Raw genomic sequence first — 21,015 nt, 5'->3', positions numbered from 1 at the left:
AAATGTAGTGTAAAATGACATTTTAATTAAGAAAGGTTTTCATTCAAGATGGGAAAAGTAATCGCAATCGCAAACCAAAAAGGTGGGGTCGGAAAAACCACAACGTCAATTAACTTGGCGGCTAGTTTGGCGGTTTTAGAATATAAAACATTGTTGGTGGATGCGGATCCTCAAGCGAACTCAACTTCTGGGATTGGTTTTGACCCTCGTACAATCAATGAAAGTATATATGAATGTTTGGTTAATGATCTAAACCCGAGAGACGCTATTCAATCAACTGAAACGCCAAATCTGGATCTTTTGCCCGCTCACATCGACTTAGTTGGTGCAGAGATTGAAATGATTAATATGCACGAGCGCGAGTACAAGATGAAAAAGATCTTGGATCAAGTGAAAAACGATTATGATTTTATTATCATCGACTGCTCACCTTCATTGGGCTTAATTACCATTAATGCCCTGTCGGCATCTGACTCCGTAATCATCCCTGTTCAATGTGAATATTTTGCCTTGGAAGGACTTGGTAAATTGTTGAACACAATTAAAATTGTTCAAAACCGTTTAAATACTAGTTTGGAGATTGAGGGGATTTTATTGACGATGTATGATGTTCGTTTAAGGCTCTCCAATCAGGTTGTCGAAGAAGTGAAGACACATTTTACGGATTTAGTTTTTGACACCATCATTCAACGTAATACCCGTTTAAGTGAAGCTCCTAGCTTCGGTATTTCTGTTATCATGCATGACGCTTCCTGTAAAGGGGCGATCAATTATTTGAATTTAGCGCGTGAAATTTTACAGAAAAACGGGCATCTTAATGAAATGAATACAACAGTAACCGCATAATATGGCAGCACATCAGCGTAAAACAGGACTGGGGAGAGGTTTAGGTGCGCTATTAAACGATAGTGTAGAAGCTCCTGCTAAAAGTAATCAGCAAGTTGAGGAGTCACCATTAGTGACTTCTTCTGTAATAAATAAAACGAAAGAGAACGGCAGCATCAGTCATGTCCGGGTAGAAGAAATATCGGTGAACCCATTTCAGCCCCGTATGGAATTCGATCCGGTTGCATTACAGGAATTATCTGAATCCATTATCTTACAGGGTTTAATCCAGCCGATTACAGTACGTAAGATTTCGGACGGAAACTATCAATTGATCTCTGGGGAGCGACGTCTTCGGGCTTCAAGATTAGCGGGATTAACAGAAATTCCAGCTTATATACGTACTGCCAATGATCAGCAAATGCTGGAAATGGCATTGATCGAAAATATCCAGCGTGAAAACTTAAATGCTATTGAAGTTGCTTTGAGTTTTCAGCGCATGATTGAGGAATGTAATTTAAAGCAAGAGGAATTGGGGGAACGTGTTAGCAAGAACCGTTCAACAGTCACGAATTATTTGCGCTTATTGAAACTTCCACCAGTTATTCAAGCGGCTATTCGCGATGGCGCATTGACCATGGGGCACGCACGTGCATTGATCAATATCGCAGAAGTAGATAAGCAGCTATATATCTTTAAATTGATTATCGATCAGGGGCTCTCCGTTAGAAAAGCCGAAGAACTTGTTCGTGAAATCCAAAAAGGAGGTAAGAAAAAAGCAAATAAGGACAAAGCTCCAAAGTCCTTTCAGCTACAGAAAATAGAAGATGATCTGGCTTCAAAATTTTCTTCAAGAGTCAAGTTGAACTTAAAGAGCACCAAAGGTAAGGGGGCTATTGAGATTCCTTTTGAATCGGAGGATGATTTGAGCCGTATTCTTGAACTTTTAGACTGGTAACATGACCAAGTTAATGAGCTTGCTCTTTGCTGTATTTGCTGTACTTATGGTACAGGGGCAAACTACCGATACAATTTCCAAAAAACCGATTCAGACAATCAAAAGAGAAGGTTTGAATCCCAAAGCAGCACAGGATACGGTTAAAAAAGAATCCCGAAAGGAGCGCAAAAAGCGTGAAAAGGAGGAAGCTAAAGCCAAGGAGAAGGTTGTGTTTAAAGATTCAACCCGATTAGCTATTGAGGCAAAAAATAAACAGGCCTGGAAACGCTCTCTGGTGCTTCCGGGCTGGGGACAATATACCAATGGTGGTGTGTGGTGGATAAAAGTGCCTGTAATCTATGGGGGATTGGCTACCACAGTCCTCGTCTTTGATTTTAATAATCGGTACTATAAAGAACTATTGGGGGTATTGCAAGATAGAGCCGAAGGTCGGCCAGTAGATCCTTTTTATCTCAATATTCCAGATGAGTCCATTATTCGGGCAAAGGATAATGCAAGGCGAAACCGGGATCTGATGGTGCTGCTTACCCTTGGCGTCTATGGACTGAACGTTGCCGAAGCTTATATCGATTCTATGCTAAAATATAGATGGAGTATCGGGGATGACAAACCTAAGAAGACCGCTTTTTCTATTGGACCTACATTGATGGATGCCAGTCTTGCATCCGGAACGTCTACTTTTAAGCCTACAGTTGGATTAAAGTTGTCCATGAAATTCAATTAATAACTTCCTCTCACGGGCCGCGCAAGCAATAAACGAGGGAGACTTGAGATGTTATTAATCTTTGAATAGGTATGCACCTGATAAAAAAAACGTTGTTTACCACGGTTTTGTGTCTGTTTTTCACTGGAATTTTTTAATTTTAAAAATAAACTATACTTTATTTTCTAGATATATGAACATCATTCTCTTGGGATATGGCAAAATGGGGCAGATTATCGAAAGGTATGCACTGAAAAGAGGCCATCAAATTTTTTTAGTTGTGGATGAAAATAATCGCCCTGGCCTGACAGTTGATGATATCAAGGGTGCTGATGTAGCAATCGACTTTAGTGTGCCATCTGCTGCTTTGGATAATATGAACCTTTGTTTGGAAGCAGGGGTGCCGATTGTAGTCGGTACAACGGGCTGGTACGATCAGCTGGAAAGCGTCCGAGAAAAATGTTTGGACATGGAGGGAACTATTTTATATGGTTCAAATTTTTCAATCGGCGTGAATGTGTTCTTCCATATCAACCGTATGTTGGCACAGGCTTTACAGCCTTATAAACAATATGATGTTCAGGTAGAAGAGATTCACCATATCCACAAATTGGACGCACCGAGTGGTACAGCGATAACCATTGCCGAAGGTATCTTAGCTAACAGTGATGTGAAGACAAACTGGGTGAATACCGTTGTTGGAGAGCAAGATGAAATTATTCCTAAGCCACAGGAACTTCTTATAGAGAGCCATCGAATCGAAGAAGTACCGGGTACGCATACTGTGTTGTACAGTTCCGAAGTGGATCAGATAGAATTTAAACATACTGCCCATAGCCGTGATGGCTTTGCTTTAGGCGCTGTAGTCGCCGCCGAATGGTTGAATGGTAGAAAAGGATTCTATCAGGTGACGGAAATTTTTGATTTTAATAAATAGTACTAATAAATAGATTATGTGGTTAATTATCTTTGCGGTTTTAACAGCAATAGCGGGATATGGATTGTGGCAATTGTTTGTTAAAGCTGGCAGAAAGGGCTGGGAAGCAATCGTACCTTTTTATAGTCAATATATTCAAGCTAAATTAACAGGGAGACCAACATGGTGGGTGATCTTACTTGTGGTGCCTATCGTCAATATCTTTGTTTTCTATAACCTTTACCTCGACTTTATCCATTGTTTTGGCAAACGCCGTTTTTGGGAAAATGCTGCCGCTGTTGTGGTACCGTTCATTGTACTACCCATGTGGGCGAAAGATAATAACGTACGTTTTTTGAATGGTTTGTACGCTAAAAATCTGAAGGCTGCCACTCAGGAGGGTCTGGAATTAACTGCGGAAAAGCGGGCAGAGATTGAACAGGAGTCTTATCAGGAGTATAAAATTAAGTATCCTTATAAAAAATCTATGGTACGCGAATGGGCGGATGCCATCGTGTTTGCCACTGTTGCAGCATCACTTATTCGTGGGTTTTTAATTGAAGCTTATATGATTCCTACGGGATCGATGGAGCGCACCCTATTGATCGGAGATTTTCTTTTTGTGAGCAAACTGAATTATGGCCCTCGCGTCCCCAATACACCCATTGCGTTTCCTTTTGCGCATCATACCATGCCAATAACAGGAGGTAAGGCCTATTCAGAACTGATTGAATTGCCTTATAAACGTCTTCCGGGATTTCAAAAGATCGAACGAAATGATGTTGTGGTTTTTAACTTCCCCGCAGGAGATACAGTCGCTCTGGAAAATCAGAATGCAAGTTATTATGATCTTGTAAGGGCCTACGGTTGGCAGACCGTCAATTCGCAATTTACCATCCAGGCTCGACCAATAGATAAACGCGAAAATTATATCAAACGTTGTGTGGGATTGCCCGGTGATAAGATAGCGATGCAGGATGCCAAACTCTTTATCAATGATCAGCCAGGATTTGATCCGCCCGAAAGCCAGCTGGATTATATGGTATTGACCGATGGGACACCATTGAATATGGACCGTCTACGTGAACTGCGAATTGAAGCTGTTGGTTCTGACCAACAGCCTGGCTTGTACCAGTTGTTTATGACCAAGGATGAGTTGGCATTGGTGAAGTCATGGTCCAATGTGAAAGAAATCAGGAGAAGCCCAGTTGGAGAAGGTGCTTATCCGTACGATCCTCAATATAAATGGGATTTTGATAATTTTGGGCCGATCTTGATTCCGAAAAAGGGCTGGACGGTTGCTTTAAATGCACAAACTTTACCAATCTATGAACGCGCAATTCGCGTCTACGAAAACAATAAACTCGAAAAGCGCACCGACGGGATCTATATCAACGATGTTAAAGCAGATAGTTATACCTTTAAAATGGACTATTTCTGGATGATGGGGGATAATCGCCACAATTCGTTGGATTCCAGAGGCTGGGGTTTTGTTCCTGAAGACCATATCGTAGGTAAAGCATTATTTACCTGGATGAGTTGGGATGAAATTGGTTCGGGCCTTTCTAAAATTCGCTGGAACCGTATATTTAAAGGAATTCATTAATAGCGTTAAAGGGGAGCCCCCGTTCGTTTTGATAAATGATTTGAATAAAAAAAGGCTTTCTGCAGGAAAGCCTTTTTTTATTGAATAATTTTTTCTTTCAGAAAAAACTGAAAGAAATCCCCGAATGGCGCAATAGGCGCAATCCCATTGTCTCGTTTATTTTAAACAGGCCAGATAACGTTTGATTGTCTCCTCGAGCCCTAAGTATAAAGCATCTGAAATTAAGGCGTGACCAATACTCACCTCCAATAGTTCAGGTATATGCTGATTGAAATACTGGAGATTATTGAGGTCCAGATCATGACCGGCATTCAGACCCAGTCCTACCTCGCGTGCTTTAAGCGCTGCTTTAAAATAAGGTTGGATCGCAGCTTCTTTATCAAAACCGTATTCGCTGGCAAAGCCTTCGGTGTATAACTCGATGCGATCTGTGCCGGTCTCTGCTGCAGCCTCAATCATGTCTTCAACGGGATCTACAAAGATTGATACCCGGATGCCCGCATCTTTGAACAATTGGCACATATCCTTTAAGTAAGCGCTGTTTTTGATGGTATCCCAACCGTGATTGGAGGTCAATTGTCCTTCCGAATCCGGGACCAATGTGACTTGGGCAGGTTTGTTAGCCAATACAAGGTCAACGAATTTCTGTTCCTGACAATTGCCTTCAATATTAAGCTCAGTCTGAATTTCAGCTTTTAGATCGAATACATCCTGATAACGGATATGCCGTTCATCCGGTCTTGGATGGACAGTGATGCCTTGTGCCCCAAAACGTTCACAAGCTAATGCTGCAGATACAAGATTAGGGTTATTGCCCCCTCTGGAATTTCTGAGTGTTGCGATTTTATTGATATTTACTGAAAGTCTAGTCATTTTCCTGTATGTTATACCGTAAAAATACAAATAATATCTATTTTTTTTTAACTTGCATGTATGGATGGAATCGATTATAGCTTGTTTAGTGGCTTTCGCCTATTGGACGTTATCGATATTATATTGGTAGCGATTATTATCTACTATATCTATAGTTTGATTCGGGGCACCATTGCCGTAAATATCTTGATCGGAGTTGCCTTGTTTTATGGTGTCTATATTGTTGTCAAACAGATGCACATGCGTCTATTGACCGAGATATTTGGCGGATTTATATCCGTAGGATCCATTGCGCTTATTGTGGTATTCCAGCAGGAAATCAGGCGCTTTTTACTTCACGTGGGTAAAAATATATCGATGAAGCGGAAAAAGGTATTCTGGTCTTTTTTAGGAAATAAAAAAGCGATACAGAAGGATCTGACTGAAGATCTAAAACCAATTGTCGAGGCCTGCAGAAGTATGTCACGTACACGGACAGGGGCCTTACTGGTCTTCTCAAAATATTTTGATGAAGAATATTACCAGAGCAGCGGCGAATATATTGATGCCCATATTTCGAAACGGTTAATAGAAAGTATCTTCCATAAAAACAGTCCCCTACATGATGGGGCAGTTGTGATTGTCGACTTCAAGATTATGACGGCTTCCTGTGTATTGCCGCTTTCGGATAGTGACGACTTACCCCTTCAGTTTGGGTTGCGGCACCGTGCGGCGATCGGCGTGACGGAGATCTCTGATGCAATTGCAGTCATTGTCTCTGAAGAAACTGGCGAGATATCTTTTGCAAAAGACGGAAACGTGAACATGAATGTTTCACCCGAAGAATTGGAACAGTTGCTAAAAGATGAGTTATAAAAAACGGCATCGTAAATACGATGCCGTTTTTTATAATTTAAAATTATTCAAATGCCTTATTTTTTTGCGGCATTGATTACTTGCGTATTCAGCTTGATGTATTCGCTATTTTTACCTTCTGTAGCGACTTCAACTCCTTTCGTGGCTGTTTCTATAGCCCCCCTTTTATCTCCAGCTTTAAGTTGCGCTTTTGCTTTCCAGTACAATACATGGGCGGCCTTCGGTTGTGCTTTGGCTGCTTCATCAAACCAAGTTAATGCCTTATTTAAATCCAGATTGTTGTTGAAATAATATTGGGCAGCGGCAAAATATGGTTTTTTCTCACCTTTCATTGCTTCGTCGATGGATGCAATAATTTTTGCCTGTTGATTGACTTTAAGGTCAATCTTTACTGCTGTTTTTTCCCACGCAAGCGTTAATACGGCGTCCGTTGGAGTAACATTGTCAAAAGACAGTGTAAATGTTTCTACGGGGTTGCTTAAAGACTGTGGTTTAACGTTAAAACGAACAGCGTCTTCGGATTGATTGTAGGTATAAGCACCCCATTGTTTGGTATTCTTGCTAATAATAACGGTCCATTCAGTTTTGTTTGGAATGGTGAATAATGCATATGTTCCTGCAGGGAGTGTATGTCCATTTAGCGTGACATCGCCTTCAAATGTCAAGGTTGTATTGGTATTGGCACCTGTACGCCATACCTCGTTGTAAGGTACGAGCTCGCCAAAAATCTTACGGCCGTTCATACTTGGACGGCTGTAGTTAAGCGTTACATTTTCAATTCCTAAACCTTGTGTGATGGTTTGGGCGCTACTTGCTGCCGGTAGTTTTAACTGGGCAAAAGATTCATTCGCAGTAAATAGTAAGGCTGCTGCAAAAGCAATGGCAAAGAATTTCTTTTTCATTTGTTCGATAATTATTGTTTGAGCTTTTCAGCCCGATTATTTATGCATGTTGAATTGCTAATTAATGGCTAACGCTTTCTTAGTGTATAAAAACATTTCGCATGATTGTATGAATGAAGCCTGTTGCAATTAACTCGGATTCATTTCTTAAAAATAACAAGAATTTCACAAAAACGGGCATCNNGATGCCCGTTTTTGTGAAATTATACGGTTTTTGTATTACATTACGCTTTTTTACCAATTTTATGACCAGCTATTGAAAAATACATGATATACAGGTATCCTGGAATCATCGCATAAAGGAATGCATGTTGGAAATCAATATGTAGGTGGTCTTTTAAATAGCCGTATACTAAAGGCCAAATTGCCCCTCCCGCAATCCCCATAATCATAATAGCAGAACCAGTTTTGGTGAATTTTCCAAGACCTTTGATTCCTAGTGGGAAGATTGCCGGCCACATTAAGGAGTTTGCAATCCCCAATAAAGCAACAAAGACGAATGATGTGGTTCCTGTCGTAAATACAGAGATCAGTGTAAATGTAATTCCAATAATTGTACAGATCCGTAATGCCATTTGTTGAGACACATATTTAGGAATCGAGATGATACCGATGATGTACCCGATCAACATGCATGAAAGTGTAAAAGCTGTAGCATAGGTCGTAAAGAACGGATCAACTTTTAGCTCGCGTGCATATACGCCAATAATATCGCCTGCCATTACTTCAACCGCAACACAGAAGAAGATCGCCAATGATCCCAAAAATAGATGTGGGAATTGGAAGATCGAAGTCTTTTTCACTGTTACAGCACCATTTTCTTCTCCACTTTCTTCTTCTGCATCGACATCAACTTCTGGAAGATGTGTGAATTTTAAGAAAATTGCAAATGCAACGAAGATTACTGCAAGGGAGATGTAAGGGGTATGAACACGTTGAAGAAGATCATCTAAAATGGCATTTTTTTGTACTATATCTGCTGTCGCTTCTAATTTTGCCGTCACATTTTGTGCATCTTTCAAAAAGAGCGTTCCAAATAGTATAGGAACGATGATTCCCGCTGATTTATTAAAGAATCCCGCAATTGAAATCCGTTGTGCAGCGCTATCAATTGGGCCAATAATACTTAAATAAGGATTGACAGCAGTTTGAAGTAAGGCCATTCCAGATCCCTGAATGAATATACCCGTTAAGAATAAGGCATAACTTCTACTGTCGGCGGCAGGTATGAAAATCAATGATCCCAAGCCTAATATAACAAGACTGACGACTAAGCCATTTTGGAAACCTATTTTTTTAATTATAACTGAACTTGGAAGCGCCAGGAAAAAATAAGCAATATAGGAAGCGAAGGTTACGAAAAATGCCTGCAAGTCTGTTTCTAGGTTACATGCAATTTTCAGGAATGGAATTAGTGTTCCATTTGCCCAGGTAATAAAACCGAGGATAAAAAATAATCCACAGCAAATGGCCATAGGGCGAAAAGCTGTTTTACCAACGTTAGGATTAGTGGTCATGTTTTGTTTTATATATTTAGTTAAGTTATCGTTGACGGATTTGTCAATCAGAAAAAAATAGCTTTAAACAAACGATTGCATGCTATTTTTGTTGATTTTTAAAATATCCATCTTACAAGACTACTTAATTTTCTTGAATATTCGAAATAAATAAAGGGGTATTTTGATAATTATTTGGCAAAAAAAAGAAGAATAAATTATGGTTATTCTTCTTCTTTACGTCCAAATATTGTTGATTTCGAATTGTGCGGTATTTATAATTTGAGCTAGCCGTAGAGGGCTACTTTGGTACTATGGCCACTGTTAGTCTTGAGATACAATTCAATTTATTGAAGCGGTCATACATTTTTATCTCCCAAATATGAGTCGATCGCCCAATATGAATTGGGCTGCATTTTGCCGTAATAATTCCACTGCTTACCGGTCTAATGTGATTTGCATTAACTTCGAGTCCTACACCTCGATATTTATCCGAATCGACCACCAAATTGGATGCAATACTTCCTAAAGATTCTGCAAGTACTACTGAGGCACCACCATGCAGGATACCATGTGGTTGTTTGACATTGTCCGTGACAGGCATGGTAGCCGTAATACTATCATCGTCTATTTCGGTTGCCCTGATTTCCAATAGTCCTGAGAGGTATTTGTTGAAAAAAACATTTATCTCCTCAATGTTGTAAGGCTGAAACCAAATTTTTGACATCGTCTGAATTTAAATAACGTTCCTGAATGATAATACGATGGTGATTGAGATGCCCTGCAATCACGTACAATAATGCTTTGACACTGGTCAGTCGCTCCGAAGCCATGCCTTTGCGTTCTAATTCTGCATCGTTAAAGCTGCGGAAGAGCATTAGATTTGCCTTACGGAGATAAGTAAATTCTTTGCTTAAACTTTCCAATGTACGATCATTATAACGGGAATATTGAATAAAATAGTCTTGATCGTAACCGGCCAGCTCTTTCAGATCGTTGCGTGAAAAACGTAATGCACGGTAGGCCATGATACGTTCATTGTCAATGACGTGTCCCACCACTTCTTTAATTGTCCATTTGTCTTCTGCATATTTGAAATTCCCCCTTTCTTCTGGAATGGTATCCAAAAATGCTGGAAAGGAGAGTGTTTGTTCTTCTAATGTATCTAATACGTTATCAACTACAGTCTCAATATAAGGAGCGTAAACTGCTGGATATTCATCAGATTTGAGTGGCTTCATATTTTAAGTTGCTTTTTAAGATTATTCGAAATGTTGTTCCTTTACCTATTTCAGATTCTTTAACAAAGATTTGTCCTTGATGATACCGCACCATCCGTTTGGTTAGGCTAAGGCCAAGTCCCCAACCTCTTTTGCGTGTTGTAAAACCTGGCTGGAAGACAGATTCAAAATTTGACCTTGAAATTCCTTTGCCCGTATCACTAATGTCTATAAAAATTTCTTCTTTCGCAATATTTTCTGAAATATTAACAGTTATCTTTCCTTCTGTGCCAATTGCATTTACGCCGTTTTTCAATAAATTCTCAATGATCCAATCAAAGAGGGGAATATTAAGTTTGGCCTCTACATGTGTATCTCCGGTTAATTCGAATGTAATTTTGTTACTGGTCCGTATGCGGAAATAATCGATGTAATTTTTGATGACATCATACAGGTTATGCGTGGTCAATACCGGTGTTGACCCTATTTTTGAAAAACGATCGGCGACGATCTCTAACCTTTTAATGTCGTTTTCCATTTCATTCAGTGTATCGTCGTCTTCGGCGTCAAATTTGATGCGAATCAGCTCCAGCCAGCCCATCAATGAGGATATTGGGGTGCCCAATTGATGGGCAGCTTCTTTTGTTAGCCCCACCCAGACAAGGTTCTGTTCAGATTTTCGAATGGAATTGAAAACGGTATAAGCAATAATCAGGAAAAGGGCAATCAGTGATAACTGAACATAAGGGAATACTCGTAATTGTTGCAAAAACCAGGAGTCTTTATAGTAAACATGCCACTTTTGACCATTCTCCAATTCGAGGGTAATGGGTGGATGACTTTTCTTCATAAAGGCAAGCTGTTTTTGGAAATAAGCAGGATCATAATCCAGATGCTTTGTAACACTGTCGTTGTGGATTGGTTTGATATTCGTCTTGGTAGAATCTAGATTACGCCAAAAAATAATCTCCTCTTTATCGTCGGTAATAATTGCGGGTAAATTTAAACTATCCCTGACGGCATAGATGAAGGTAATGAATTCATCGTCGACATCGGGCATGGTCATAATGTTTTTGGTACTCATTGCCCAAACCTCAGCTTTTGAACGTTCAGCATGTGCTAGGTTCCGGACGAGATAATTGGTGTAAACCAGCGATGCGATCGCGATGATTGCCGCAAAGATGAGCAAAATAAATTTCCAGCGTTGTTGGCTTATCTGAGAGGGTTTCATGATTCCGTATTTTGTACTCTATTGCAAATTAATGAATAAATGTCTGGTTTCTGCACTTTTATTTTACCTTAGAAGTGATCCTGTTATCCAAATCAAAAATTTTGTGGTAATTTTGCGACATGAGTTCAGAAAGAAGAGTAAGGGTGCGATTTGCACCGAGTCCTACTGGTGGTCTGCACCTTGGAGGCGTACGTACAGCTTTGTTTAATTTTCTCTATGCACGTCAGCATCAGGGTGATTTTATTTTACGTGTCGAGGATACGGATCAAACTCGTTTTGTCCCAGGCGCAGAGGAGTATATCAATGAATGTTTAGCTTGGTGCGGCCTGACTCCAGATGAAAGTCCCTTACAAGGTGGCCAATATGGTCCTTACCGACAAAGTGAACGAAAACCGTCATACCGTCAATACGCAGAACAATTGATTGAAAATGGATATGCCTATTATGCATTCGACACAGCGGAGGAATTGGAAGAGCAGCGTAAATTGCAGCCAAACTTCCGTTATAGCCATGAAAATAGACTGCAGTTGCGTAATTCTTTGAGCCTGAGTGAGTCTGAAACTCAACAATTACTGGATGCGGGAACACCGCATACCATCCGAATAAAGATCCCGACAGAGGAAACGGTGTTATTCACCGATATGATCCGTGGGAAGGTCGCTTTTGATACCAATCTGGTCGATGATAAGGTGTTGCTTAAAGCTGATGGAATGCCTACTTATCATTTAGCGGTTGTCGTGGATGACAAAGCGATGGAGATATCCCACGTCTTTCGTGGTGAAGAGTGGTTGCCCTCGGCACCAATTCATATCTTATTGTGGGAATACCTCGGATGGGCTGATAGCATGCCACAATGGGCACATCTCCCTTTAATTCTCAAACCCGATGGGAATGGAAAATTAAGCAAGCGTGATGGTGACCGTTTAGGATTCCCTGTTTATGCAATGAATTGGACGGATGCCAAGACAGGTGATACAACAAAAGGGTTTCGTGAAATGGGGTTCTTACCTGAGGCATTTATCAATATGCTTGGCGTATTGGGCTGGAATGATGGTACAGAACAGGAGCTATTCTCTTTAGAGGCGTTAATCCAGAAATTTAGTGTTGATCGCATCAGCAAAGCCGGTGCAAAATTCGATTTTGAGAAGGCGAAATGGTTCAATCATGAATGGATTAAACGTTCTTCGAGCGATTCTTTATTGCCTCAGATCAAGGAGGTGCTGTCTCATCATCAAATAGAAGCAGAAGAAGATTATATAAACCGTGTATTGGAAGCTGTCAAAGAACGGTTGACGTTTGTTGAAGATTTCTGGAGCCAGGCTTCTTTCTTTTTTGCACAGCCTGTTGAATACGATCTGAATGCCGTGAAATCAAAATGGTCTGCAGAGAAAACAGCATTTTTTGAAAATATCATCACATCATTTGAAGGCTTTGCGGATTGGAAAGCATCTGAACTGGAGGCATTCTTTAAGGAGGCAATTCAAAACTCAGGTATGAAGATGGGCGAATTGATGATGCCATTCCGCATTATGCTAGTAGGCGGTAAATTTGGTCCTGATGTATTTCAAATTGTTGAATTACTCGGCCAAGACGAAGTTATTGCGCGTGTAAAAAAGGCACTTCAAGAATTTGATACCTAGGGTGAGCAAGATATATCATATAAAAAAGCTGTTGCATTTTGACAACAGCTTTTTTATTTTTATAGGTATGACATTCTTAGCCGCATGAGGAGTGCTTTTGCGGGTCCGAATAAAAAAATGATCAAGGTGATGGCTGTCCCCAATATGCCTAAATAGGCAAAGATCTCCATATTACTGATCAGCGACGCTTGCTGGCTAATTGTAGCCTGAAGACCTTTACTAGCCAGATTAGTTGCCAGCTGGTCGCTGGATGTATCTAAGTGTTTTCCTATTAATGAATTCCAGTAGGAGATCACGATTGGATTGCTTGTATTTAAGTTTTGCTGGAGTTGTATAAAGTGTTTCTGATTTAAAGAGTAGCTGATATTCTGAAACAAAGCGAAACCAACATTTGTGCTCCAGAACCTAATGGTAGTACCCATTAAACCTGCATTGCCTGAATGATGTGGTGCAACTCCCGTTAGAATATAAATAACAAGTGGAGTAAAGAGCCAGCCCTGCCCAATTCCCTGGATAAATAATGGTAAGCCTATCACTCCAATACTGCTATCGGGATAGAAGGTCGGAACAAACAAAAAGCAGGATATAGTCAATAGCAGAAAGCCCAGGCCGAAAATGTATTTTGGTGATACATCCCGCAATAGGAGTATTCCTGAGCTAGCAACTCCAACGACGGTACCCAGTACATTAATATATTGGATGTCGACGATGTAATGCCAGGGCCACTTCCAAACATTGGCCATGACCGTGTATACATTGTTGAGGCTACTGCGGATGATATAAAATAGGAAGAATAAAATAACACCAAGAATGATATTTTTATAGTTTAAAATTTCGAAATGAAATAGTGGTCGTTTTACGAGATATTGTTTGATGACAAAGAGTGCACCGAAAATCAGGAAAAGTGCCAAATTAATGGTGATTGCGTTATGTTCGAACCAATAATATTTACGACCGTAAATCAATACATATGCACCACAGCTTAACGAAAGTAAGAGGAAGAGGCAGCTGGCTAGATCCAATTGATAGAGGGGGAATTTTTTGCTTAATCGGTTGTTATTTAAGATTGTCAATGCGATTGCGATAACCATCAAATGCCAATAGAGCACAACATGGATCATATCTTCCCAACCATAATCCATAATACTTTCTTTTAGAAGTGAGGTAGTTATCGTTCCGCCAGTCAACATAAAAGTATATAAAAAGAAATAGGCAATAGTCCGGCTTTTGGGATGCCTGATTTGCATCATCAACAAGGGAAGAAAACAGGCGCCCTCGAGCACACAGAAGACCCCCTCGATTACTCTTAGGATAGCAATGACGAATGGATCTCTGGTCAGGGAAATGGCCAATAGAATGAGAATGGATACCGTACAAGTCAATAAGATGTACGTCCTAACCCGAAAGAAGGCAAATAGCCGTTGAAATATCAAAAGTGCGACGACAATAGCGCCATACATCAATGACAGAAAATACTGTATATCTTCCATTTCGATCCCCAACGCAGAGGCGGTAAAAGCGGTATTCGAATGAAATAGTGACATCAGCATGAGGTGAGGAAACATGGCCAAGATCATCAAGGGAAGTTTAATCCATTCGGGAACCCAGCTGTAATATAAAGATTTGCTTGAACTCATGAATAATTAAGATTGGTGGGTGGCATGAACCACAACGTTCATTCCTGCACGTAGTTTTGTCAAATCCTGTTTTGGAGAAAAAACAATTTTGATGGGTATACGTTGCTCTATTTTAACGAAATTTCCGGTGGCATTGTCTTGAGGTATTACCGAAAATTTGGACCCTGAAGCCGGAGAAAAGGAATGAATTTTTCCTTTCAGCTGTAATTTTGGAAAAGCATCTACATGTATGCTGACCTCAGTGCCTTCGGTCAGGTGTTCCAATTGTGTCTCTCTAAAGTTGGCGTTAATCCATTTCTCTTCGCTGACTACGTTAACTAGCGTTTGTCCTTCTTTAACAAATTGTCCCGGTTGGATACTTCTTTTGCCGACAAAACCATCATAAGGTGCAGTCACCACAGTGTATGAAAGAAATATTTCAGCATTGTTTTTTGCTGCTTTTTTAATATCGATATTGGCTCTGGCAGGTAGCTCGTTGGCTTTTTCTTTGTTTGTATTCAGTTGTGCAGCGTTGTATTCTTCCTGTATGGTATGGAGCTCCGCTAAAGAAATATCATACGCAGCCTTGGCATTATCGTATTGTTGTTTGGTTGCAGCATCTGCCTCAAACAAATTTTTAAATCTTGTGTAATCTTGTTCGGTCTGCCATACACTCACTTTAGCTGCTTCTAATCTTGCCTTTTGGATAGAAATGCTATTGGCAGTAACATTTGCATTTTTGGTAATCACTTTGGCATTGTGTTGGCTACTTCGAAGTTCGGCGTTAGCCATGTCTACTTTGGTCTGATACTCGCTGGCATCTATGAGCAATAAGGTGTCACCACGATGTACATATTGATTTTCTTCAAATCTAACTTCCTTTACAAAGCCGGATATTCGACTTGCAACTGGCGTCACATACTGATCAATTTGTGCATCGTTTGTCGTGATATGCTGACTGGTAAATAGTAGATGTTTACCCAAAATCCCGATTCCGACAAGCAGCAAGGCCGCTGCGAATACAACTAAAACTTTATTAAATCCTTGTGTTCTGTCTTTATTTTCTTTTTTACCCATTTGTCTTTATGAATATTTTATTGCTTTTTCAGCTACTCTCCAGTTGGCCTACCGGTGCGGTTTGGATGATTTGCGCCCCATATTTCAAACAGCAATTTCAAAATTGAATGACAAATTGTTCTTGAATTGAGGTCGCGCGGATGCGCTGCATAGGATACAACTGTGAGCAAGGAATGAAACTGTGCACAAAGATACTGCTGTAGGGGGGAGTTTAGTTTTGTATAGTCGGACGGATATTTGTTCAATTGCGCCATATTGTGAAAAAAGTGTAATTTTAAATCATGGAACTTGAACAACTAGCAGCTATCGATGACGATCAGGACGACTTTTATGTGTACCATACGCATGTAGATCGGATTGATCCCCGTGAATATATACATCGGAAAGCGCGGTTACTTTATGCTGATGGTGGAATTATCCATGTCTTTACCGCTACGCAGCATTGGTATTTGCCGGGGCGGTTTTACATGTGGATTCCAGCAAATACTACTTATCATCTGGAAAGTTCCAGTTCCCGCATTCATCTATATAGCTTTTACTTTAAAGAACAGAAAGGAGCTCATCCTGTTCTTTTAAATCCCAATATATTTTTGAGCAACGACCTGATGCGGGAGATGTTCTTATTTGCCCAGGATTGGGAAGGGCGAATTAATAAAAAGAACAACTATTCAAAATATTGTTTATTACGTGCGATGATGGCTATTATCCCTGAGATGAGTCCGCCGATCGATGCTTTTCCTATGCAGCATCCTTATCCGAAAAACGAAAAGCTTCAGCGTATTGCCAGGTATTTAAATACGAATATTGATCAGGCCTTTACAATCGAGCAGGTAGCAACACAGTTTGGGATGAGTAGCCGATCTCTTTCACGGCTTTTTAAGGAGGATATGGGCATTAGCTATATCCGTTTTTTGAGAGCTATACGCATTGCGAAGGCCTTGGAGCTGATGGCTGAAAATACCTATTCCATCCTAGAAATTGCAATGCGGATTGGCTACAATGAACTGTCGTCTTTCAGTAATATCTTTACACGTGTTACGGGTATCCGTCCTTCGGTTTATATGTCGAAAATCAATGAATACAAAAATTGATTGGACTGGATTACGCCAAAAGTTCGTGTAGATCTTCCTGAGAAAGAGATTTTATAAAACTTTCTTCAGTTGTAATAAGGGTTTGTGCAATAGATTTTTTTCTGTTCTGTAGCGCCAATATTTTCTCTTCGACAGTGTCTTTGCTGATGAATTTATAGATGAATACGTTTCGCGTCTGTCCAATGCGATGTGAACGGTCTACAGCTTGTTGTTCTACCGCTGGATTCCACCATGGATCTAATATAAAAACGTAATCTGCTTCAATTAGGTTGAGCCCCACACCGCCGGCTTTGATCGATATTAAGAATAATTTGGTGTTATTGTTTTTACGGAACTGACTGACAGCTTCGTCCCGATTTTTAGTCCCACCATCCAGGTAGGCATAGTTTGTTCCTTTCTTATCAAAATATTGTCTGAAGATATTAAGCTGTTTGACGAACTGGGAAAAAATAAGGACTTTGTTTCCGCGTTGCATGACCATTTCAAGTGTTTCAATAACAGCGTCGAATTTCCCCGAATCACCTAAAAAATCCTCGTCGACCATTCTGGGGTGATTGGCAAGTTGACGGAGTTTGGTCAGTCCCTGTAACAAAGCAATCTGAGTCGATTTCGGTTTGTTGTCCATTTGTCCATCAAGAATCGCATTACGATATTCCGACTTCACTTTTTCATAAAGTTCCGACTGTTTATCAGTCATTTCGCAATAAAGTACCTGTTCTGTTTTGGGCGGTAACTCTGTCGCGACTTGATCTTTTGTACGCCTTAAAATGAAAGGCTTGACAATCGCCTGAAGACGTTGCGCTTTTTCTTCATCTTTTTTCTTTTCAATGGGCTGTACAAATTCTTTTTGAAAATAAGTGTAACTTCCCAATAAACCCGGATTGGTAAAATGCATTTGTGCCCAAAGATCAGAAACAGAGTTTTCAACGGGCGTACCACTTAAGGCGAGTTTATTCTTGCTCTTCAAACTCTTTATGGCTTTGAACGATTTTGACGTTGGATTTTTAATGTTTTGGCTTTCATCTAGAATGATGTAATTAAAATAAAATCCACTTAATATATCTTCATCAATGCGAGCAATACCGTAAGTTGTAATAACGAGATCATATTTGGTGAACAGTGAAACATCTTTTATGCGATTGTTTCCCGTATGCAAATGGATCTTCAGTTGGGGGGCAAATTGATGTGCTTCTTTCTGCCAGTTATAAACGAGCGATGTTGGCAATACCAAGAGTGAGGTATGTACTTCCTGCGGATCGATAATTTGCTCTTTTTGCTGTTGTAATAAGGCTAAGGTCTGAATGGTCTTACCCAGTCCCATATCATCTGCAAGGCAGCCGCCAAATTTATATTGTTTTAGAAAATTGAACCAATTGTATCCTGCTTTCTGATAAGGCCGCAGGTTTCCTTTGAAATGCTTAGGTTCTGGGATATCAGCAATTTCTTCGAAAGTAGCGAGATTTTGTAATTTACGGTTGAAAACTAATTTGGTATGTTCACTGATCTCAAATAGTAGACCGATATGTACCTTATTTAATTTAAGTTCATGTCTGTCGGCAGAGAACTGGAATAGATGATTGTATTGTGCAAACCATTCCTCTGGGATCATTGCAATTTCACCATTTGGTAAAGTAAATTCTTTGATATTGTTTAGAATATGGTTTCTTAACTGAATAAAAGGAATTTCGTAGGGGCCAAATTTCGCAATAGCACTGATATCGAACCAGTCATTATCCTCATCTATGGCGATGTCCAAGGAGGTATGTCCAATGAAAAAGCGTTTTTGTTCGCTGTTTTGTATGATTTGAAATCCAAGGGCTTTTATTTGCTCCTGATGATTATTTATCCAGTCAAATATCGAAATCCGTTTTCCGGATTGCATAGCTGGGGCAAGCAATCCAAGCTGGCGGTCCAGATCTTCCAGACCCAACGCTTTTAGATTTTCCAACTGCTGTTCTTCCCATTGTAAAGAGCGTTTGACCCGATGGAAGATATATAAGTCCTCTTTCTCGTTATATTCCATTCGGACGGTCACTTTATTTTCGGCTCCTGCCGTAAATGTATGGGGGCCATAATTGAATTGCAATTGTAATTGCGAAGGACCATCTTCGACGTAGATCAGATGGAGTAATGGGATTGCCTGATGTTGATGTGTCTGGATTTCAAAACCCTCTGCATAGACATGGTAGCGTTCAATCAGTCCGCAAACAAAGGTTTCAAAATATTTTTTTTCCGTACTTCTTCCGACCGAAATGTATCGTTTATTGAGAAAGGGGCTAAGTTTTTTTCCTTCCAATGCTTGGTCAAAAAAGTATAAAGTATTATTTAAAAGAAGCCAAGCTTGGGCGTTAGTCAAGACAATGGCATTCTTAAACATGAATTCCAAGCGTTGATTTTCGTACTTTATTGTTGGAAAGTAACGTGTTTCTTCCTCATTACGGCGAAAGTGGAATAGAATAGAGGCCGCTGATGTTGCCAATTTAATTTCCTGATCTGCCGGATAACCATCTTTACTCATCATAAACAGTGGTTTATCGCCGATTGCCTCAAAGCATTGAATCATCTTTTCATCAATCTTTGGCCGCAATAAATCATAGAGCTTTTTGTCGAAGACTTTAGAGAAGAAGTCTACAGGCCTGATTGCTTTTTTATAATATTTCTTAATGAGGTTGGTCTGCTCGATGTCGTCGAGCAATCGGATTAGCTTGTAATCTACCTCATCCAATTCTGCTGCATAGGCATCTACAGTATTGCTAAATATACGTTGATATCGTAATGAGTAAGTTCCATTGGGATTGAGTTTGACCATATGTGGCTCAATGAGATAGCCGAGATAAGGATGCTCACAAATAGAATAAACGATTTTATATACTGGAAATGACTTTGACTGTTGCATTAAAAATAGCGGACCTTGTAAATAAAGGTATCTAATATACAATAAAATATACCATTAAACGTAATTTGTCGAATGAAATTTAAAAAAATATAGATTACAGAAACTGCCTGTAATATTTTAGGTAATAAATTGGCATCGTATTAAGACTATACTGAATGGCGATAGCAATATGTCTTCCCAAATACTAGCAGTTGCCCTCAAAAACAAATTGAGCAGGGCCCTTGAGAAAAACATTTGTAAAGCTATTTTCTTTCTTATGGAAAGAGATATACAATTGTCCACCTAATACGCGAATTGGGATGACGATATCGCCTTCTAGGTTCAGTTGTAAGGCTACGGCCATTGCTGCAGCAGTAGCGCCGGTGCCACAGGCATAAGTTTCGTCTTCCACACCACGCTCAAATGTGCGCAGGAAATAACCATTTTCCTCTTTCTCTATAAAATTGACATTGATGCCATCGTTGGCATAGGTAGCGTTGTTGCGAATCGAGTGACCATCCTGAAAAACATTTTTTTCTTTAAGGTTTGTAACAAAACAGACGTAATGGGGCGACCCGGTCTGCAGGATGTAAGCATCGCCATCTCGTCCAAATTCATGGACGTCGATCATTTGCAGGTTGACAAGTTCAGCGGATAGAAAAGCATGGTGTATACCGTCTACTGCCAAAAAGTCAGTTTTGTCAGTAATGATGCCTAAATCATGTGCAAAAGCGACGATACAGCGCCCGCCATTGCCACACATACTCCCTTCTCGACCATCAGCATTATAGTAGATCATCTCAAAGTCGTAATTTTCTTTGTTTTGAAGCAGCATAAGGCCATCCGCGCCTATCCCAAATCTGCGGTCACAAAGCCTTTTTACCAGTGCTTCGTCCGCCCGGTTAAATGAATTGTCGCGATTATCGACTAGGATGAAATCATTGCCTGCTCCCTGATATTTTGAAAATCTTATTTTCGATGCCATTCTATTGATTTGAAGTAACAAAAATACGTTTTTTTGTTACAAAAAAACGGTAGGAAGTTAAGATTTGTTAAAATTATTGCATTTGTCTAGCAATTAACATTTTTTAACGTGACGGATTTTCCGAAGGCCTTGAAATGGTATTACAT

The 21,015-nt window shown here is 40.0% G+C and carries 18 protein-coding genes; 8 read left to right on the top strand and 10 right to left on the bottom strand.

Annotated features, from left to right (window positions below; translation table 11 throughout):
* The first annotated feature begins 48 nt into the window (after nucleotides 1–48).
* The 5 genes from B4A24_RS01980 (at nucleotide 49) to lepB (ending at nucleotide 5,008) form a co-directional block, all read left to right on the top strand.
* Entirely contained in the window at nucleotides 49–846 is a 798-nt protein-coding gene (locus B4A24_RS01980) for a ParA family protein (RefSeq protein WP_172396097.1), read from the top strand.
* A 1-nt stretch (nucleotide 847) separates the two neighbouring features.
* Nucleotides 848–1,783, top strand: a complete 936-nt coding sequence (locus B4A24_RS01975) for a ParB/RepB/Spo0J family partition protein (protein WP_293942011.1) — start codon at nucleotides 848–850, stop codon at nucleotides 1,781–1,783.
* 1 nt (nucleotide 1,784) lies between these two features.
* On the top strand, nucleotides 1,785–2,507 hold the full coding sequence (locus B4A24_RS01970) for a DUF5683 domain-containing protein (RefSeq protein ID WP_293942009.1): 723 nt from the start codon (nucleotides 1,785–1,787) through the stop codon (nucleotides 2,505–2,507).
* Nucleotides 2,508–2,679: 172 nt separating this feature from the next.
* Nucleotides 2,680–3,423 carry a 4-hydroxy-tetrahydrodipicolinate reductase gene (dapB, locus tag B4A24_RS01965; protein ID WP_293942007.1) on the top strand — a complete coding sequence of 248 codons (744 nt, stop codon included), beginning with the start codon at nucleotides 2,680–2,682 and terminating at the stop codon, nucleotides 3,421–3,423.
* 16 nt (nucleotides 3,424–3,439) lie between these two features.
* Nucleotides 3,440–5,008 carry a signal peptidase I gene (gene lepB, locus B4A24_RS01960; RefSeq protein WP_293942005.1) on the top strand — a complete coding sequence of 523 codons (1,569 nt, stop codon included), beginning with the start codon at nucleotides 3,440–3,442 and terminating at the stop codon, nucleotides 5,006–5,008.
* 156 nt (nucleotides 5,009–5,164) lie between these two features.
* Here lepB and B4A24_RS01955 read toward each other — a convergent pair whose 3' ends face one another.
* The gene (locus B4A24_RS01955; RefSeq protein ID WP_293942004.1) at nucleotides 5,165–5,881 is read right to left on the bottom strand and encodes a pyridoxine 5'-phosphate synthase; all 717 of its coding nucleotides are present in this window, start codon (nucleotides 5,879–5,881) and stop codon (nucleotides 5,165–5,167) included.
* Between the two features lie 60 nt (nucleotides 5,882–5,941).
* Between B4A24_RS01955 and cdaA the strand changes: the two genes are divergently transcribed.
* Nucleotides 5,942–6,736: a diadenylate cyclase CdaA gene (gene cdaA, locus B4A24_RS01950; protein ID WP_172396103.1), complete on the top strand. Its 795-nt coding sequence runs from the start codon at nucleotides 5,942–5,944 to the stop codon at nucleotides 6,734–6,736.
* Between the two features lie 56 nt (nucleotides 6,737–6,792).
* On the opposite strand, the gene B4A24_RS01945 is transcribed toward cdaA, so the two are convergent.
* From B4A24_RS01945 to B4A24_RS01925, 5 genes are all read right to left on the bottom strand, one after another.
* Nucleotides 6,793–7,638: a DUF2911 domain-containing protein gene (locus B4A24_RS01945; protein WP_293941999.1), complete on the bottom strand. Its 846-nt coding sequence runs from the start codon at nucleotides 7,636–7,638 to the stop codon at nucleotides 6,793–6,795.
* A 224-nt stretch (nucleotides 7,639–7,862) separates the two neighbouring features.
* On the bottom strand, nucleotides 7,863–9,155 hold the full coding sequence (locus B4A24_RS01940; protein WP_172396105.1) for a sugar MFS transporter: 1,293 nt from the start codon (nucleotides 9,153–9,155) through the stop codon (nucleotides 7,863–7,865).
* 280 nt (nucleotides 9,156–9,435) lie between these two features.
* A complete protein-coding gene (locus B4A24_RS01935) occupies nucleotides 9,436–9,861 on the bottom strand; it encodes a hotdog fold thioesterase (RefSeq protein ID WP_293941995.1) in 426 nt (141 codons plus the stop codon).
* Entirely contained in the window at nucleotides 9,827–10,375 is a 549-nt protein-coding gene (locus B4A24_RS01930) for a DinB family protein (RefSeq protein ID WP_293941992.1), read from the bottom strand. Before B4A24_RS01930 ends, B4A24_RS01935 begins: the two co-directional genes overlap by 35 nt.
* Nucleotides 10,356–11,585 (bottom strand): sensor histidine kinase, encoded by a 1,230-nt coding sequence (locus tag B4A24_RS01925; protein ID WP_293941989.1) that lies wholly within the window; start codon nucleotides 11,583–11,585, stop codon nucleotides 10,356–10,358. Before B4A24_RS01925 ends, B4A24_RS01930 begins: the two co-directional genes overlap by 20 nt.
* Nucleotides 11,586–11,704: 119 nt before the next feature.
* Here B4A24_RS01925 and gltX point away from each other — a divergent pair, with 119 nt between their 5' ends.
* Nucleotides 11,705–13,225: a glutamate--tRNA ligase gene (gene gltX / locus B4A24_RS01920; RefSeq protein WP_293941986.1), complete on the top strand. Its 1,521-nt coding sequence runs from the start codon at nucleotides 11,705–11,707 to the stop codon at nucleotides 13,223–13,225.
* 59 nt (nucleotides 13,226–13,284) lie between these two features.
* Here the strand turns inward: gltX and B4A24_RS01915 are convergent, their stop codons facing one another.
* Together B4A24_RS01915 and B4A24_RS01910 are read right to left on the bottom strand one after the other, a co-directional pair.
* On the bottom strand, nucleotides 13,285–14,862 hold the full coding sequence (locus B4A24_RS01915; protein WP_293941984.1) for a hypothetical protein: 1,578 nt from the start codon (nucleotides 14,860–14,862) through the stop codon (nucleotides 13,285–13,287).
* A gap of 6 nt (nucleotides 14,863–14,868) precedes the next feature.
* Entirely contained in the window at nucleotides 14,869–15,918 is a 1,050-nt protein-coding gene (locus B4A24_RS01910; RefSeq protein ID WP_293941980.1) for an HlyD family secretion protein, read from the bottom strand.
* Nucleotides 15,919–16,199: 281 nt separating this feature from the next.
* Between B4A24_RS01910 and B4A24_RS01905 the strand changes: the two genes are divergently transcribed.
* Entirely contained in the window at nucleotides 16,200–17,009 is an 810-nt protein-coding gene (locus B4A24_RS01905; RefSeq protein WP_293941977.1) for a helix-turn-helix domain-containing protein, read from the top strand.
* Nucleotides 17,010–17,019: 10 nt separating this feature from the next.
* Here the strand turns inward: B4A24_RS01905 and B4A24_RS01900 are convergent, their stop codons facing one another.
* Complete coding sequence (locus B4A24_RS01900) at nucleotides 17,020–19,905, bottom strand: DEAD/DEAH box helicase (RefSeq protein ID WP_293941974.1); 2,886 nt, start codon at nucleotides 19,903–19,905, stop codon at nucleotides 17,020–17,022.
* A gap of 184 nt (nucleotides 19,906–20,089) precedes the next feature.
* Nucleotides 20,090–20,869 carry a diaminopimelate epimerase gene (gene dapF / locus B4A24_RS01895; RefSeq protein WP_293941971.1) on the bottom strand — a complete coding sequence of 260 codons (780 nt, stop codon included), beginning with the start codon at nucleotides 20,867–20,869 and terminating at the stop codon, nucleotides 20,090–20,092.
* Between the last annotated feature and the right edge of the window lie 146 nt (nucleotides 20,870–21,015).

The sequence above is a fragment of the Sphingobacterium sp. UBA7249 genome, from assembly GCF_002472835.1.
In the GTDB taxonomy this organism is placed as follows: Bacteria; Bacteroidota; Bacteroidia; order Sphingobacteriales; family Sphingobacteriaceae; genus Sphingobacterium; species Sphingobacterium prati.
This window is presented reverse-complemented; position numbering and strand designations above follow the sequence as displayed.

What these genes read in the sequence shown, in the direction of transcription:
- B4A24_RS01980 (WP_172396097.1), top strand. Translation starts at nt 49, where the DNA reads ATGGGAAAAGTAATCGCAATCGCAAACCAAAAAGGTGGGGTCGGAAAA.
- B4A24_RS01975 (WP_293942011.1), top strand. Translation starts at nt 848, where the DNA reads ATGGCAGCACATCAGCGTAAAACAGGACTGGGGAGAGGTTTAGGTGCG.
- B4A24_RS01970 (WP_293942009.1), top strand. Translation starts at nt 1,785, where the DNA reads ATGACCAAGTTAATGAGCTTGCTCTTTGCTGTATTTGCTGTACTTATG.
- dapB (WP_293942007.1), top strand. Translation starts at nt 2,680, where the DNA reads ATGAACATCATTCTCTTGGGATATGGCAAAATGGGGCAGATTATCGAA.
- lepB (WP_293942005.1), top strand. Translation starts at nt 3,440, where the DNA reads ATGTGGTTAATTATCTTTGCGGTTTTAACAGCAATAGCGGGATATGGA.
- B4A24_RS01955 (WP_293942004.1), bottom strand. Translation starts at nt 5,881, where the DNA reads ATGACTAGACTTTCAGTAAATATCAATAAAATCGCAACACTCAGAAAT.
- cdaA (WP_172396103.1), top strand. Translation starts at nt 5,942, where the DNA reads ATGGATGGAATCGATTATAGCTTGTTTAGTGGCTTTCGCCTATTGGAC.
- B4A24_RS01945 (WP_293941999.1), bottom strand. Translation starts at nt 7,638, where the DNA reads ATGAAAAAGAAATTCTTTGCCATTGCTTTTGCAGCAGCCTTACTATTT.
- B4A24_RS01940 (WP_172396105.1), bottom strand. Translation starts at nt 9,155, where the DNA reads ATGACCACTAATCCTAACGTTGGTAAAACAGCTTTTCGCCCTATGGCC.
- B4A24_RS01935 (WP_293941995.1), bottom strand. Translation starts at nt 9,861, where the DNA reads ATGTCAAAAATTTGGTTTCAGCCTTACAACATTGAGGAGATAAATGTT.
- B4A24_RS01930 (WP_293941992.1), bottom strand. Translation starts at nt 10,375, where the DNA reads ATGAAGCCACTCAAATCTGATGAATATCCAGCAGTTTACGCTCCTTAT.
- B4A24_RS01925 (WP_293941989.1), bottom strand. Translation starts at nt 11,585, where the DNA reads ATGAAACCCTCTCAGATAAGCCAACAACGCTGGAAATTTATTTTGCTC.
- gltX (WP_293941986.1), top strand. Translation starts at nt 11,705, where the DNA reads ATGAGTTCAGAAAGAAGAGTAAGGGTGCGATTTGCACCGAGTCCTACT.
- B4A24_RS01915 (WP_293941984.1), bottom strand. Translation starts at nt 14,862, where the DNA reads ATGAGTTCAAGCAAATCTTTATATTACAGCTGGGTTCCCGAATGGATT.
- B4A24_RS01910 (WP_293941980.1), bottom strand. Translation starts at nt 15,918, where the DNA reads ATGGGTAAAAAAGAAAATAAAGACAGAACACAAGGATTTAATAAAGTT.
- B4A24_RS01905 (WP_293941977.1), top strand. Translation starts at nt 16,200, where the DNA reads ATGGAACTTGAACAACTAGCAGCTATCGATGACGATCAGGACGACTTT.
- B4A24_RS01900 (WP_293941974.1), bottom strand. Translation starts at nt 19,905, where the DNA reads ATGCAACAGTCAAAGTCATTTCCAGTATATAAAATCGTTTATTCTATT.
- dapF (WP_293941971.1), bottom strand. Translation starts at nt 20,869, where the DNA reads ATGGCATCGAAAATAAGATTTTCAAAATATCAGGGAGCAGGCAATGAT.